This is a genomic window from Stenotrophomonas sp. C9D9, from assembly GCF_056491205.1.
Genome location: NZ_JBSZIF010000004.1, coordinates 986,318 through 1,000,237 on the forward strand (window position 1 = coordinate 986,318; position 13,920 = coordinate 1,000,237).

The 13,920-nt window shown below is 67.8% G+C and carries 14 protein-coding genes; 7 read left to right on the forward strand and 7 right to left on the reverse strand.

Going from position 1 to position 13,920, the window contains the following annotated elements; all coding sequences use genetic code 11:
• Window position 1 precedes the first annotated feature (1 nt).
• Window positions 2-592: a malonic semialdehyde reductase gene (locus ACXI0D_RS10010; RefSeq protein ID WP_049443517.1), complete on the reverse strand. Its 591-nt coding sequence runs from the start codon at window positions 590-592 to the stop codon at window positions 2-4.
• Window positions 593-718: 126 nt separating this feature from the next.
• On the opposite strand from ACXI0D_RS10010, the gene ACXI0D_RS10015 reads away from it, so the two are divergent.
• The 6 genes from ACXI0D_RS10015 (at window position 719) to ACXI0D_RS10040 (ending at window position 4,663) form a co-directional block, all read left to right on the forward strand.
• Complete coding sequence (locus ACXI0D_RS10015) at window positions 719-1,678, forward strand: mitochondrial fission ELM1 family protein (protein ID WP_479642548.1); 960 nt, start codon at window positions 719-721, stop codon at window positions 1,676-1,678.
• Between the two features lie 153 nt (window positions 1,679-1,831).
• A complete protein-coding gene (locus tag ACXI0D_RS10020; RefSeq protein WP_014645731.1) occupies window positions 1,832-2,059 on the forward strand; it encodes a hypothetical protein in 228 nt (75 codons plus the stop codon).
• A 48-nt stretch (window positions 2,060-2,107) separates the two neighbouring features.
• Entirely contained in the window at window positions 2,108-2,959 is an 852-nt protein-coding gene (locus ACXI0D_RS10025) for a DUF2145 domain-containing protein (protein ID WP_479642549.1), read from the forward strand.
• Window positions 2,960-2,978: 19 nt separating this feature from the next.
• Complete coding sequence (locus tag ACXI0D_RS10030; RefSeq protein WP_101764812.1) at window positions 2,979-3,482, forward strand: hypothetical protein; 504 nt, start codon at window positions 2,979-2,981, stop codon at window positions 3,480-3,482.
• Between the two features lie 32 nt (window positions 3,483-3,514).
• Window positions 3,515-4,027, forward strand: a complete 513-nt coding sequence (locus ACXI0D_RS10035; protein ID WP_014035766.1) for a hypothetical protein — start codon at window positions 3,515-3,517, stop codon at window positions 4,025-4,027.
• Between the two features lie 75 nt (window positions 4,028-4,102).
• The gene (locus tag ACXI0D_RS10040; protein WP_101764811.1) at window positions 4,103-4,663 is read left to right on the forward strand and encodes a queuosine precursor transporter; all 561 of its coding nucleotides are present in this window, start codon (window positions 4,103-4,105) and stop codon (window positions 4,661-4,663) included.
• 259 nt (window positions 4,664-4,922) lie between these two features.
• Here ACXI0D_RS10040 and glnE read toward each other — a convergent pair whose 3' ends face one another.
• Window positions 4,923-7,718, reverse strand: coding sequence for a bifunctional [glutamate--ammonia ligase]-adenylyl-L-tyrosine phosphorylase/[glutamate--ammonia-ligase] adenylyltransferase (glnE, locus tag ACXI0D_RS10045; RefSeq protein ID WP_479642550.1), 2,796 nt, complete (start codon window positions 7,716-7,718; stop codon window positions 4,923-4,925).
• A gap of 375 nt (window positions 7,719-8,093) precedes the next feature.
• Here glnE and ACXI0D_RS10050 point away from each other — a divergent pair, with 375 nt between their 5' ends.
• Complete coding sequence (locus tag ACXI0D_RS10050) at window positions 8,094-9,608, forward strand: acetyl-CoA hydrolase/transferase family protein (protein ID WP_101764809.1); 1,515 nt, start codon at window positions 8,094-8,096, stop codon at window positions 9,606-9,608.
• A 175-nt stretch (window positions 9,609-9,783) separates the two neighbouring features.
• Here ACXI0D_RS10050 and hglS read toward each other — a convergent pair whose 3' ends face one another.
• The 5 genes from hglS to ACXI0D_RS10075 form a co-directional block, all read right to left on the reverse strand.
• Window positions 9,784-11,148 carry a 2-oxoadipate dioxygenase/decarboxylase HglS gene (gene hglS, locus ACXI0D_RS10055; RefSeq protein ID WP_479642551.1) on the reverse strand — a complete coding sequence of 455 codons (1,365 nt, stop codon included), beginning with the start codon at window positions 11,146-11,148 and terminating at the stop codon, window positions 9,784-9,786.
• 165 nt (window positions 11,149-11,313) lie between these two features.
• Window positions 11,314-11,802 (reverse strand): hypothetical protein, encoded by a 489-nt coding sequence (locus tag ACXI0D_RS10060; RefSeq protein WP_430344908.1) that lies wholly within the window; start codon window positions 11,800-11,802, stop codon window positions 11,314-11,316.
• Between the two features lie 31 nt (window positions 11,803-11,833).
• Complete coding sequence (locus ACXI0D_RS10065) at window positions 11,834-12,586, reverse strand: HAD family hydrolase (protein WP_049412263.1); 753 nt, start codon at window positions 12,584-12,586, stop codon at window positions 11,834-11,836.
• Between the two features lie 95 nt (window positions 12,587-12,681).
• On the reverse strand, window positions 12,682-13,092 hold the full coding sequence (locus ACXI0D_RS10070; protein ID WP_014035758.1) for an EF-hand domain-containing protein: 411 nt from the start codon (window positions 13,090-13,092) through the stop codon (window positions 12,682-12,684).
• A gap of 232 nt (window positions 13,093-13,324) precedes the next feature.
• On the reverse strand, window positions 13,325-13,696 hold the full coding sequence (locus ACXI0D_RS10075) for a hypothetical protein (RefSeq protein WP_101764805.1): 372 nt from the start codon (window positions 13,694-13,696) through the stop codon (window positions 13,325-13,327).
• Window positions 13,697-13,920: the final 224 nt, after the last annotated feature.

Sequence of the window (13,920 nt, forward strand, 5' to 3'; positions counted from 1 at the left end):
CTTACGCGATGCGCGCCGCTTCGTCGAACGACAGGCGCGGCAGACGCGGGAACAGGCCCGCCGGGTCACCGTAACCCAGGTTGACCAGGAAATTCGACTTGATGGAGGTGCCAGCGAAGAAGGCTTCGTCCACCTTGGCCGCATCGAAGCCGGACATCGGGCCGGCATCCAGGCCCAGCGCGCGTGCGGCCAGGATCAGGTAGGCACCCTGCAGGCTGCCGTTGCGGATGGCGGCTTCGTGACGGCCTTCCTGCGGGCCGTCGAACCAGGCCTTGGCATCGGTGTGCGGGAACAGGTACGGCAGCTTCTCGTGGAAGTCCAGGTCGAAGCCGATGATGGCGGTGACCGGGGCGGCCATGGTCTTGGCCAGGTTGCCTTCGGACAGGGCCGGGGCCAGCTTGTCCTTGGCTTCCTTCGAGGTGACGAAGACGAAGCGGGCCGGCGTGGTGTTGGCCGCGGTCGGGCCCCACTTCACCAGGTCGTACAGTTCCTGCAGCAGGCTGGCCGGGACCGGCTTGTCGAGGAAGGCGTTCTGGGTACGGGCAGTACGGAACAGCTGATCGAGGGCAGCAGCGTCGAGCGCGTGGGACATCGGTGGATCTCCAGGGCGGCGAAAGGAAGTCAGTGCCCGCGGGCGGCGCGGGGCGAATCGACGAGCCGCAGTGTAGAGTGTCGCGACTGTTGCAACACCCAGCAGGGCTGAAACGAATTAATGCCAATGGTGAAACGATCGAGCGCGCCCTGGACGGTCACCGACGGCCGCGCGGGCAATGTCCGCCAGGCGGTCGCGCTGGCCTCGGCGCTGCGCCAGGGCACCCATCAGCCGCTGGTCCTGCAGCCCCGCGCGCCCTGGCGCTGGCTGTCGCCGCGCCGCCTGCCGGGCGATGTGAATGGCTATGGCGAGGCGTTCGCGTCACTGGCCGCCGAGGCCCCGGCGCTGGCGATCGGTTGTGGCCGACAGGCCGCTGGCGCCCTGCGCGTGCTGCGCGCACGTGGCAGCCAGGTGGTGCAGATCCTGGACCCGCGCATCGGCGCGCGTCACTGGGATGTGGTGGTGGTGCCCGAACATGACGCCCTGCGCGGCAGCAACGTGCTGACCCTGCTCGGCAGCCTCAACCCGGTGGACGATGACTGGCTGGCCTGGGGCCGCGCCGCGTTCGCCGGCTTCAGTACCCTGCCCGGCCCGCGCACTGCGCTGCTGGTGGGCGGGCCGACGCCGCTGGCGCCGTGGGATGAGACGGCGATGGTCGGTGTGTTCCAGGCACTGGCCGACCAGATCCGCAGCGAAGGCGGCAGCCTGCTGGCGACCACCTCGCGACGCACGCCACCGGCCTTGGCCGAGATCCTGCGCGCGAAGTTCGCCGACCTGCCGCACGTGATCTGGGGCGATGGTGGCGACGGTACCAATCCCTACGGTGGCCTGCTCGGCTGGGCCAACCGCGTGGTGGTCTCGCCCGATTCGGTGAACCTGCTCTCGGAGGCCTGCGCCACGCGCATGCCGGTGATGGTGGCGCTGGCCGATACCGTGCAGGGGCGGCTGGCGCGCTTCCAGCAACAGCTGCGCGAGCGCGGGCGATTGCAGACGCACTGGCTGGACTGGCAGTACGACCGCATCGAGCCACTGCGCGAAACCGCGCGGATCGCGGCAGAAGTGAAAGCGCGGCTGGCAGCACGGTAGTGCCGGCCGCTGGCCGGCAACGCTGTACGCATTGCCGAACACCTACCGTTGCCGGCCAGCGGCCGGCACTACCCGGGTGCGCAGCGATTTCTGAACATTTCGATCCAGCTGCGCGGGTAGAGTCCAGCTTCCCCCATCACTCTGAACGTCTTCATGCGTACCCTGCTCCTGCTGCCCCTGGCCCTGCTCGCTGCCTGCTCCACCGCGCCCACCGAGCTGGACCCGATCTCGTATCAATGCCAGCAGCAGCTGGACGCCTACCGCGAACAGCCAGCGCTGCGCGATCCGAAGGGCCAGCGCCCGCCATTGCCGGTTGCCCCGATCAGCGACGCCTGCGACAAGGAACTCAAGCGCAAGGGCGTGGATCGCCCGCTGCGCTGAGCAGCGTATGATCGGCGCGCGGGCCTGCCCGCCGTTGAAGGTACCGACATGGATCGTTTTTCCCGCCTGCCCCGCGCCGCGCTGCTGATCGCCAGCCTGCTGGCGACCGCACCTGCATGGGCCAACAGCACCGAGTGCCGCGAGCGCTACCCCAGTGTGGCGTCGCAGGCGGCAATGCTGGACGTGGCCTGGACCACCGCCGAGCGGCTGGACGCGCTGCCCGATGTGGACGTAGTGATCGCCGCGCGCGGTGGCCAGGACCTGAGCCGCTACGGCCTGCGTCACAGCCACCTGGCGTTCCTGCTGCGCGAGGACGACGGCCGCTGGCGCGCGATGCACCTGCTCAACCGCTGCAAGACCGACAGCTCGCAGCTGTACCACGAGGGCCTGGGCAACTTCGTCGGCGAGAGCGGCGGCCATACCGACCTGCGCATCGGCGTGCCATCGGCGCCGTTGCGTGCGGCGTTGAAAGCGATGCTGGTGTCGCCCTCGATCCAGCCCAAGGCGCTGCACGAAACCAGGTACAACGTGGTCGCCTACCCGTTTGCCACCGACTACCAGAACTCCAACCAGTGGGTGCTGGAGGTGCTGGCGGCAGCAATGGCGCAGGCCGAAGGCGCGCCGGCCATCGTCAAGCGCGAACAGGCGCAGCAGTGGCTGCGCCAACAGAAGTACCAGCCCAGCGTGCTGCATATCGGCCTCGGCAAGCGCGTAGGAGCGCGCCTGTTCGTGGCCAACGCCACCACCACCGACCATCCGGCCGGCGAGCGCATCTCCGGCAACTATTCGGTGGTGACGGTGGAATCGGTATTCGACTTCCTGCACCAGCGCAGCCAGCTGCAGCAGGAACTGGTGATCCCCCACGTGCCGGTGGCCGGTGCCGCCGCAGCCTCGCCCTGAATCCCGCAAGGAGAACGACATGCGCGCCCTGCCTGTTTCCCTGATGTCGATGGTGATCGTCGCCGGCCTGGCCTGGTCGACGGCCGCACACGCCGAACGCCGCATCGTGATCATCCATGACCCGGGCCCGCAGGGGCCGAGCCTGGAGATGTCCACGCAGATGGTGGCCTCGGCCCGCGCAGCGGCGGCGCAGGAAGCCCAGGATGCCGCCGAGGCGGGCCAGCCGCTGGCCCGACCGCAGCAGATCAAGCTGCCACAGATGGAGGTGAGCGGGATCGCCACCACCGTCGATGGCCGCCGCGAAGTGCTGCTGCGCGATGCCAACGACCCGCAGAACACCGCATCGATGCAGTACCCGCGCGGCATCGGCGATCCCGCCGTGCAGTTCACCGTGGGCCAGACCGTGAACTTCGAGCCGACCGGCGCCGACCAGGGCTGGCAGCTGAAGGACAACCAGGGCCGTGCGCTGGAATACCTGCCCGAGGCCACCGGCCCGCGCGACATTTTCGATAACCGGCGCTGAGTCGCCGTCCCCACCCTGACCAGGAGGTCTCCATGTTCCGTTGCCTGCGCGTTCCCGCTTCTGCCCTGCTGCTCTCGGCGCTGCTGGTGCCCACCGTCCATGCCGGCGCCGCGCCGCAGTTGAACAGCAGTGAGGCCAGCGTGCTGATCACCTCGCTGATCGTGGTCTCGGTCCCCCTCGCCGCGTCGGCGGGCCTGTCCGAACTGTCGAAGGCGCCGTTCAAGGCCAGCGAACGCAATGCCCGGGCTGCCCGCACCAAGGCGGTACCGCTGCCGCCGATGGAAGTGAAGAAGGTGGAGACCACGCCGGCAGGCGAGCGCCAGGTGCAGCTGCAGGTGCCCGACAAGGCCGACCAGACCGCTACCCTGCGCTGGCCGGCGCGCGTGCACGAAGACCAGACGGCGGCGTTCGTGGTCGGCCAGCAGGTGCATTTCGACCCCACCGAGGCCGGTGCGGGCTGGACCGTGAAGAGCGCACAGGGCCAGGCGCTGGCCTACGTGCCCACCGCCTACGCCGCTGGCGATGTGATGAGCGAAGCGCTGTAAAGCTGAACGACCGGTTTTGGCTTTGCCGCGGGCCGGGCGGATAATGTGGGATTCCCTTTGTCCCCCTGGCTCGCCATGTCCGTGCGTCCTGCCCCTGTGTTTGCCCCGTTGACCGCCCGCGCCCTGGTGCTGGCGGTACTGGCCATGGGCGCGGTGGTGCTGCTGTCCAACGTGCTGGTGCAGTACCCGATCAACGACTGGCTGACCTGGGGTGCCTTCAGTTATCCGGTCGCGTTTCTGGTCAGCAACCTGATCAACCGCCGCTTCGGCCCGGGCCCGGCGCGCCGCGTGGCGTGGATCGGTTTCCTGGTGGCGGTGCTGCTGTCGATCTGGGTGGCCACGCCGCGCATCGCCATTGCCTCGTGCTCGGCCTTCATCGTGGCGCAGCTGCTGGACATCACCGTGTTCGACCGCCTGCGCCGTGGCAGCTGGTGGCGCGCACCGATGGTGGCCACCACCTGCAGTGCGACGGTGGATACCACCATTTTCTGGTCGATCGCGTTTGCCGGTTCCACCCTGCCGTGGGTGAGCTGGGCCGCCGGCGACCTGGCGGTGAAGCTGGCGATCGGCGTCTGCCTGCTGGCCCCGTTCCGCGCCCTGCTGTGGAAGATGGCGCCGCTGCGCGCCACCAGCTGACCGCCGTCGCCCTGGTAGGTGCCAACCTTGGTTGGCACGCTGTTGCCGGGGTCATGAACGCTGATGGGTTGTGCCAACCAAGGTTGGCACCTACCAACAGCAGGTCATCGCCAGGCCATAGCCCTGGTAGGTGCCAACCTTGGTTGGCACGCTGTTGCCGGGTTCATGAACGCTGATGGATTGTGCCAACCAAGATTGGCACCTACCAACAGCAGGACAACGGCCAGATCATTGCTCCGATGGTGCTTTGTGCTGGCTGTCAGGCGAACGGCAGCGCTGCAGCACTACACGCCGCCGTAATCGCGGCACACGCCTCTTCAATCGCGGGCGTGGTCGGTGCCAGTCGCGGACGTCGATCCAGCGTGCAGGCCAGGCCTACCTCCAGCAATGTGGCATGCGCTGCATGCAACGCCTGCGCGGTGTCTTCCGGCAGGAAACCAGCAACCGCCAACGCATCGATCAACGATGGCGTATCGCGCGGCTGCAGCAACGCCACGTGCTGCGCACTGCGCGCGAGCACACCGGTCTGCAGCAGGAACTCCAGGTCCACCACGCCGCCAGCACCCTGCTTCAAGTCCAGCCGCGCGGCATCGCTGCGGTCCAGTTCGGTGCGCATGCGCCCACGCATCTTCAACACGTCGGCATACAGCACACCGGCATCGCGTTCGCGGCCCAGCGTCTGCGCACGCACCTGCTCGAAGTCGGCCAGCAGGCTGGCATCGCCGGCCACGCCACGCGCGCGCACCAGCGCCTGGTGTTCCCAGGTCCACGCCCGTTCGCGCTGGTATTCGGTGTAACTGGCCAGCGAAGACACCAGCGAACCCTTGCCGCCATCCGGGCGCAGGCGCACGTCGATGTCGTACAGGCGGCCGGCGGCGGTAACCGCACCCAGCAGCGCCATCACCTTCTGCGCCAGGCGCGCATACCAGCGCCCCGGCTCCAGCGGACGCGTGCCATCGCTGGCATCCACGCCGGCCGGGTTGTCGTGCAGGAACACCAGGTCCAGGTCGGAACCGAAGCCCAGTTCAAGCCCACCGAGGCTGCCATAGCCGATGATCGCGAAGCGCCCGCCAGGGATCTCACCGTGCGCGGTGCGCATGTCCGCCTCGGCCATCGCCAGCACGGTGACCACCACCGCCTGCGCCAGCTCAGCCAGTTGCCGCGTGCTGTCCACCGCGCCCTGGCGGCCATCCAGCGTGGCCATCGCCATGCGGAAGCTGAGTGCCAGTCGCGTTTCATTGAGCCAGCGCAGTGCGGATTCGGGATCTTCCACCGCCAACACCTGCTGGCACTCGGCCAGCATGCCGGCGGCATCGGGCATCGGCCCGGACACGCGCACGTCCAGCAGTTCGTCCAGCAGCAGCGGGTACGCGGCCAGGCGCTCGGCCAGCAGCGCACTGCGCGCCAGCACATCGACCAGACGCGCCAACGCACTCGGTTGTTCGTCCAGCAGTGCGAGATAGCTGGTCCGGCGCAGCACCGCCTGCAGCAGGCCAAGCACGCGCTTGAGCGCGGCATCGGGCTGTGGCGAGCGCGTGGCCGCATGCAGCAACGCGGGCAGCACGCGATCCAGTCGCGCACGCGCGGCATCGGACAACGACTTCACGCCGGTGCCCTGCGCGAAATCGCGCAGCGACTGGTCGGCGCCATTGGCATCGAGGAAACCGGCTTCGGCCAGCAGCGGCGCATTGCTGCCCTCGGGCAGGCTGCGCCAGTAGTTGGCCAGTGCATCGGGCGCGGCCTGGCCCTTTCGCGGCGCCAGCAGCGCGGCGAATTCGGTACTGACCCGCTGCTGCTGCACGGCCAGTGCCGCGCGCAGCACGTCCCAGTCAGGGTAGCCGAGGCCGACGGCGATGCGCTCGCGGTCCAGCGCATCGCTGGGCAGCACGTGGGTCTGTGCATCGCGCAGCATCTGCAGGCGGTTTTCCAGCCGGCGCAGGAACAGGTAAGCCTCGCGCAGTGCGCTGCCATCCTCGGGCGCGATCTGCCCGGCCGCCACCAGCGCGTCCAGCGCCACCAGCAGCCGACGCTCGCGCAAGGTTGGTTCGCGGCCGCCACGGATCAACTGCAGCGCCTGGCACAGGAATTCGATTTCGCGGATGCCGCCGGCGCCGCGCTTGATGTCCTCATGCAGTTCGCGGCGCGCGACTTCGGCGGTGATCGCCGCCTTCATCTCGCGCAGGCCGTCGAGCGCGGTGAAATCCAGGTAGCGGCGATACACGAACGGGCGCAGGGTCTGCAGCCACGCTTCACCGGCGTCGATATCGCCGGCCACCGCGCGCGCCTTCAGCCACGCATAGCGTTCCCAGTCGCGGCCTTCGCGCTGGAAGTACTGGTCCATCGCCGCGAACGAGAGCGCGACGCGACCAGCGCTGCCGAACGGGCGCAGGCGCAGGTCGACGCGGTGGCTGAAGCCATCGACGGTGGTTTCGTCCAGCAGCTTGGCCAGGCGCTGGCCGAGGCGCGCGAAATACTCCTCGGCAGCCAACGCGCGCGGACCGTCGGATTCGCCGCCGTGCGGGTAGGCGTAGACCAGGTCCACATCGGAACTGAAGTTGAGCTCACCACCGCCGAGCTTGCCGAGGCCGAACACCACCAACTGCTGCGGCGTGCCTTCGCCATCGCGGACCACGCCGTGGCGCTGGGCGAATTCCTGCTGCAAGGCGTCCAGTGCCAGCCGCAGGCAGTCTTCGGCCAAAGCGGTGGCGCCGGCCAGGGTCTGCGCCACGTCGTCCAGACCGGTCAGGTCGCGCCAGATCAGCCGCGTCGACATGGCGGTACGCCAGCGCCGGATCTGCGCCGGCCAGTCGCTGGGCTGCAGCGGATCGAGCACCGGCGCCGGGATCGGCGGGCAGCCGGGCGCGGCCAGCTGCGCCAGCAGCGCCGGTTGCCGCACCAGGGTGTCCAGCGCGAAGTCGCTGGCCACCGCCAGGCGGGTCAGCAGCGGCAGCAGCTCGGCAGGAACGGGCTCGGGCAGGACCTGGGCCAGGCGCGCCAAAGCGCGGTCGACAAGAGGCTGCAGGGACGCGGGAAGGTCGGCGGGGGCGAGGGTCATGCCTCGATTCTCGCGGGGTCGGATCCCTTTGCCAACGGCGAAGGGCTCTGACCCCGGATTGCTGGCACTGCGCGGGTCAGAGCCTTTTGCCCATGGCAAAAGGATCCGACCCGGTGTGTCGCGCGTATTCATACTGGGCGACAGGCAATAAAAAAGCCCGCTTGCAGCGAACTGCCAGCGGGCTCTGCTCCCTCCCCCACGTCGGGATGCAGGGCCATCGTGCGGGCTGCGAAAGCACTTTGCACGCTGCACTGCAAAACAAAACCGGTGGGTATGGGTGACCCCTGCGGGGAAAAGCCATTCCACGAAGGTAGAACCCCCCGTACGGATGAGGATGGCCGATAATCGGAATTCCCCCCAGCAACACGTGTCGTCATGTCTGTTGATCGCATCGCCAACGCGCGTCTCCGTGACCGCGTGGTCTCCGCAGAGGCCGCAGCCGCGCTGATCCAGCCCGGTGAAACCGTGGCCATGAGCGGCTTTACCGGCTCCGGGTATCCCAAGGCCGTTCCCGTCGAACTGGCGCGCCGCATCGAAGCGGTGCATGTCCAGGGCCAGCCCTTCCAGATCAAGCTGATGACCGGCGCCTCCACCGCGCCGGAACTCGATGGCGCGCTGGCCAAGGCCGATGGCATCGCCATGCGCATGCCGTTCCAGAGCGACCCGGATGCGCGCAACCGCATCAACGAGGGCAAGCTGGATTACATCGACATCCACCTCAGCCACGTCGCCCAGCACGTGTGGTTCGGCTTCTACGGCGAGATCGATACCGCCGTGATCGAAGTCTCGGCCATCCGCGAGGATGGCTCGCTGGTGCCCTCTACCTCGGTCGGCAACAACAAGACCTGGCTGGACCTGGCGAAGAAGGTGATCGTCGAGGTCAACGAATGGCAGCCGGCCGGCGTCGACGGCATGCATGACATCTACTACGGCACCGCGCTGCCACCGCACCGCAAGCCGATTCCGCTGGTGAACGCCAACGACCGCATCGGCGACACCGCGCTGCGCTGCGACCCGGACAAGATCGTGGCGGTGGTGCGCACCAACGGCCCGGACCGCAACAGCCCGTTCAGCCCGATCGATGCGACCAGCGAACAGATCGCCTCGCACCTGATCGAATTCCTCAAGCACGAAGTGAAGAAGGGCCGCCTGCCGCCGAACCTGCTGCCGCTGCAGTCGGGCGTGGGCAACATCCCGAACGCGGTGCTGGCCGGCCTGGCCAAGAGCGGTTTCCGCGACCTGGCCGCGTTCACCGAAGTGATTCAGGACGGCATGCTCGACCTGCTGCGCGACGGCGTGCTGAGCTACGCCTCGTGCACCGGCTTCGCGCTGAGCCCGCAGGCCAACGAGACGTTCAAGGAACATATCGATTTCTACCGCGAACGCATCATCATGCGCACGCAGGAAATCTCCAACCATCCGGAACTGGTGCGCCGCCTTGGCTGCATCGGCATGAACGGTATGATCGAGGTGGACATCTACGGCAACGTCAATTCGACGCACGTGATGGGCACGCGGATCATGAACGGCATCGGCGGTTCGGGTGACTTTGCCCGCAACGGCTTCCTGTCCGCGTTCCTGAGCCCGTCCACCGCCAAGAACGGCACCATTTCGGCGATCGTGCCGATGGCCAGCCATGTCGACCACACCGAGCACGACGTGTCGGTGATCGTGACCGAGCAGGGCCTGGCCGACCTGCGTGGCCTGACCCCGCGCAAGCGTGCGCAGGTGCTGATCGACAACTGCGCGCATCCGGATTTCCGCGCGCAGCTGCAGGATTACTTCGACCGTGCCAGCCGCGAGAGCTACGGCAAGCACACCCCGCACTTGCTGCCGGAAGCGCTGTCGTGGCACCAGCGCTGGCTGGATACCGGCACGATGAAGGGCTGACTGTGTTGGGGGTCAGGGCCCTTTTCTACCGAAAAGGGATCTGACCCCGGTCATGCGCAACGTCGGGGTCGGATCCCTTTCCGCAGGAAAGGGCTCTGACCCCAGGCACGGACATCGGGTAGAGCCGGCCGCTGGCCGGCTTCCCAAAACAGCCGGCCAGCGGCCGGCTCTACCTTCACGCGGTGCGCAGGCTCGCCAGCGACTCAGCCTGCAGCCGCTCGTAGATCTCGAACTCGTCATTCACCGCCACACCCAAGGCCTGCTCGAAGGCCTCGCGGTTGGCATGCGCGGCATAGGCACGCTGTTCTTCACCGCCCAGATTCGACTGGAAGATGCCCGCGGCACTGACCGGCAGGAAATCCTCGTAGACGATCGGGTCGGCGGTGGCCAGGCCGGCAGCCACCAGCACTTCGGCCGGCAGATCGGCCACGCGCTCCGGCGCGGCGCGACCGGCGTCGGTCAGCTGGTAGCGGTAATAGCCCAAGCCTTCCTGGCGCAGCGTGTCGTGGTCATCCGGGAAGCTGGCGAACACCGCCTGCAGGCGCTGGCCGTAGTCGCCCCCCGTACTGCCTTCGCCACCGGCATCGCGTGCCTGCGACAGCAGCTGGTCGTACAGCGCGCGGCCCTTCGGGGTCAGCGCAAGGCCACGTTGCTCGATCTCGCCGAAGCGCGCGGTATGGGTACCGGCATCGCCACCCTCGCTGTCCGGGAAATGCACCGCTTCTTCCAGTGCCTTGAAACTGGTCTGGCGCAGCAGGATCGGGCAGGCACGGCGCGGCGGGCCTTCGATCACCGCCTTGGCCGCCATGCCATGCTCGATCATCGCCGCCTGCGCCGCGTCGATATCCAGCGTGCGCGGGGTCAGGTGGTTGATGTGCGGGCCACGGAAGCTGACCACGTCGGCCACCAGGCGATGCGCGTTGTGCAGCGCGTGGTAGGTCGGCAGGTCGACGGTGGCATCGCCGTGCCAGCGGAAGGTTTCCAGTGCTTCATCGACGAAGCGCTCGGCATCGGCCTGCGACAGCCCGCCATCACGCTCGGCCTGGTCGATCAGCGCCAATGCGCCGTCGGTGAAGATGCGACGGCGTTCGAGGATGCGCGCCGATTCGGCACGCAGGGTTTCGTCCTCGATCAGCTCCAGGCGCAGCAGCGAGGTGAACACGCGGAACGGGTTCTGCGCCAGCGCGGCGCCGGTCAGCGGCCGGAACGCGGTGGAGTGCACCGGCACGCCGGCCACCGACAGGTCGTAGTAGCCGACCGGGAACATGCCCATCACCGCGAACAGGCGGCGCAGCGTCGCCAGCTCCTGCACGGTGCCGACGCGGATCGCGCCATGACGCTCCTCGTCCAGGCGCGCACGCTCGTCGTTGCGCAGCAGCTGCGCGGCCAGCGCAGGGTCCTGGTCAAGCACCTGCGCGTTGATCCGCTCCACCAGTTCCACCAGCGTGCCGTACAGCGGCACTTCGGTGCGGTACATGCGGGACATGGCCTGGGCGAACAGGCGGCGGATCACATCGGGCGAAACGAAAGAGGCGCTCATCAGTCACTCGATTACGGGAACGGGGAACAGCTCGAACCCGTATTGTCGCCGGAGCGCGCGGCGGCGGCGATATGCACAGCAACATGAAGGAAACCGGTAGTGCCGGCCGCTGGCCGGCAGCCGCCGGATGCCTGGAAGGGTACCGTTGCCGGCCAGCGGCCGGCACTACCGCTTGAGCTGGCGCTTCAGGGTGGCATCCAGGGTGATCGGCCGGTCCCAGTGCTGGTAGCTGGCCACGATGGCGTGGCGCAGCGCGCGGTAATGCAGGTTCTCCGGCTTGGTCGGCATGCGCTTCACCACCGCCTCCCAGCCGCCGGCCGGGTCCTGGCTGAAGGCGCGCACGCTGTCGCGGCAGGTCTGGCCGCTGGCCTTGGCCCAGAAGCAGGCGAAGTAGATATCCCCGGCCTGCCAGCCATGGGTGGTGAACAGTGCGCTGATGTAGCCGCGCGGTACGTCGGCATAGCGCGACACCTCGTCGAGGAAGGCGTCGGGGTAGCGCTCGGCGTAGTGGTTGATGTCCTGCAGCTGGGCATCGACCCAGCTGTCACCGGTTTCCACCGCGTAGGCCGCCGAACGCTCGGCGGTCTGCTGGGCCAGCACGGTGGCTGGCACCAGCAGCAGGGACAACAACAGCGCGCGCAGTCGGACGTTCATGCCCCGATTCTGCCGCAGCCGCCGCGCCCTGTCAGGCCGCCGCAGCGGCCTTGGCCTCGATCGCCGCCAGTGCAGCCGGCCAGTCGTGGGCGGTATCGGCGGTGACCATGCGCGGTTCATCGTCGGCCACGCCATGCTGGGTCTCGTGGGCCCAGGTCACCGCGTACGGCGTATGCACGCCCCAGCCGCCCAGGGTCACCACCGGCTCGATGTCCGAGCGCAGCGAGTTGCCAACCATCACGAAGCGCTGCATCGGCAGGTCGAATTCGGCCAGCACGCGGGCGTAGGTCTCCGGATCCTTCTCGGAAACGATCTCGATGCGCGGGAACAGCTCGGCCAGGTTGGCCACCTTGATCTTTGCTTCCTGGTGGAACAGGTCGCCCTTGGTGATCAGCACCACCGGGTAGTGCTCGGCGATGGCCGCCACCGCTTCGCGCACGCCGTCGATCAGCTCGACCGGGTGGCGCAGGGTGTCATGGCCGATATCCAGGATGCGCTGGATGTCCTTGGCCTCGATGCGCTGGCCGGTGATGTCGATGGCCGCTTCGATCATCGACAGCGTCATGCTCTTCACGCCGTAGCCGAAGGTGCCCAGGTGGCGCTGCTGCACTTCCAGCAGGTGGCGCGCGGTCTGGGTGTCATGCACGTCGACGTAGCGCGACAGCAGGTCAAGATAATCCTGCTCGGCCTTGCGGTAGTAGTCCTCGCTCTTCCACAGCGTATCGTCACCGTCAAAACCGACCAGGCCGATGGCGCGCGACGGCGCAGGCGTGGGGGTGTTCATCGGCCAAGGATACAGGGGTGGCGATGACGAGAAAAACCCGGGCGGCCGCAGCCGCCCGGGTCCCCATGCACCGGTCTTCCCGAATCAGGTCTGGATCAGCGGCCCTGCGCCGCGCCGGCACCTGCGCCGGCCTGCTGCGCGGCCACGTAGGCCTTGTACTCGTCGGCGCTCAGCTCGCCGTCCTTGTTGGTATCGGCCTGGTCGAACACCTGCGCCAGGCCGGCGTTCACCTGCGCCTCGGTCTTGCTGATGGTGCCGTTGCCATCGGTATCGATGCTGGCCCAGGTCTGGCCACCGCCGTTGGCCTGCGCCGAGGCCGCTGCGGCCGCGTCGGTCGCCTGGTCAGCCGCCTGCCCGGCCTGTGCCGCCGCCTGCTGGGCCTGCGCCGCTTCATTCTGCGCATGCGCGGCCTGCTGCTTGGCCGACTGGGCCATCGCCGGGATGGCCAGCACGCTGCCGGCGGCGACGATCAGGGCGATCAGGGGCTTGCGGTTGCGAATAGTCATCAGGGGTGTCTCCTACCAATTGGGTGGTGTTGCGCGGCCTGTTGTTTCCGCACGGCACCTACCCTGCCACCGCCTTTCTGAATCGATTTTGGGCCGCGACCGGCCTCCACACGCACGATTAACCACTCGCCTCCACGCATGCTTTAGCGCGCTGGTTAGCGTCGAGTGAGCGGCTCATAAGATGCGCATTCAGCGCCTCTGGATTTAACCGGCAGGCAACGAAAAACCTGCGTCAGTCGACGGTTTTTTCCAATGACCGCGAACTGAACAACACCCATCCCAGGGCGACACCGGCGAGCGCCCCGGCGATTTCCAGCACGACACGGCTGCCAAGTTCGTTCGGATCGTGGATGGTGGCCAGGAACAGGCGCGCGTACAGCGGCGACTCCAGCCGCACGATGCCCATGTAAAAGAGCTTCCACGCATCGATGCCGGCGGAGGCCACCACCGAAATGACGCAGGACCAGCCAATCGCATGCCCCACCGTCCAGTGCAGCAGCCGGCACAACCGCGACCACAGGAAGTACACCAGCAGGCCGACCAGCAGCGCGATGGCGCCGGCCTCCAGGGTGCCGAGCAGGCCGAAGTGCAGGGGAAGGTTCATCGGGCGGGCTGGGATGAGAAGGCGGCCAGTGTAAGGGATCTGCCCCGGACCCGATCCGGTGGCCACGGTAGATCCACGCCATGCGTGGATGAATCTCCATCGAGATCGAATATCTCGACGATTGAAAAAAGAGCAGCCGAGCATCGGCTCGGCTTTACAACGGACTCCGCGGGAAACTGTCAGAGGCGGGGCGGTACCGGAGTGCGGGGTGTCAGCCGCATGGA

Excerpts from the sequence above, each read along its gene's own strand:
- ACXI0D_RS10010 (WP_049443517.1), bottom strand. The coding sequence starts at position 592 with ATGTCCCACGCGCTCGACGCTGCTGCCCTCGATCAGCTGTTCCGTACT.
- ACXI0D_RS10015 (WP_479642548.1), top strand. The coding sequence starts at position 719 with ATGGTGAAACGATCGAGCGCGCCCTGGACGGTCACCGACGGCCGCGCG.
- ACXI0D_RS10020 (WP_014645731.1), top strand. The coding sequence starts at position 1,832 with ATGCGTACCCTGCTCCTGCTGCCCCTGGCCCTGCTCGCTGCCTGCTCC.
- ACXI0D_RS10025 (WP_479642549.1), top strand. The coding sequence starts at position 2,108 with ATGGATCGTTTTTCCCGCCTGCCCCGCGCCGCGCTGCTGATCGCCAGC.
- ACXI0D_RS10030 (WP_101764812.1), top strand. The coding sequence starts at position 2,979 with ATGCGCGCCCTGCCTGTTTCCCTGATGTCGATGGTGATCGTCGCCGGC.
- ACXI0D_RS10035 (WP_014035766.1), top strand. The coding sequence starts at position 3,515 with ATGTTCCGTTGCCTGCGCGTTCCCGCTTCTGCCCTGCTGCTCTCGGCG.
- ACXI0D_RS10040 (WP_101764811.1), top strand. The coding sequence starts at position 4,103 with ATGTCCGTGCGTCCTGCCCCTGTGTTTGCCCCGTTGACCGCCCGCGCC.
- glnE (WP_479642550.1), bottom strand. The coding sequence starts at position 7,718 with ATGACCCTCGCCCCCGCCGACCTTCCCGCGTCCCTGCAGCCTCTTGTC.
- ACXI0D_RS10050 (WP_101764809.1), top strand. The coding sequence starts at position 8,094 with ATGTCTGTTGATCGCATCGCCAACGCGCGTCTCCGTGACCGCGTGGTC.
- hglS (WP_479642551.1), bottom strand. The coding sequence starts at position 11,148 with ATGAGCGCCTCTTTCGTTTCGCCCGATGTGATCCGCCGCCTGTTCGCC.
- ACXI0D_RS10060 (WP_430344908.1), bottom strand. The coding sequence starts at position 11,802 with ATGAACGTCCGACTGCGCGCGCTGTTGTTGTCCCTGCTGCTGGTGCCA.
- ACXI0D_RS10065 (WP_049412263.1), bottom strand. The coding sequence starts at position 12,586 with ATGAACACCCCCACGCCTGCGCCGTCGCGCGCCATCGGCCTGGTCGGT.
- ACXI0D_RS10070 (WP_014035758.1), bottom strand. The coding sequence starts at position 13,092 with ATGACTATTCGCAACCGCAAGCCCCTGATCGCCCTGATCGTCGCCGCC.
- ACXI0D_RS10075 (WP_101764805.1), bottom strand. The coding sequence starts at position 13,696 with ATGAACCTTCCCCTGCACTTCGGCCTGCTCGGCACCCTGGAGGCCGGC.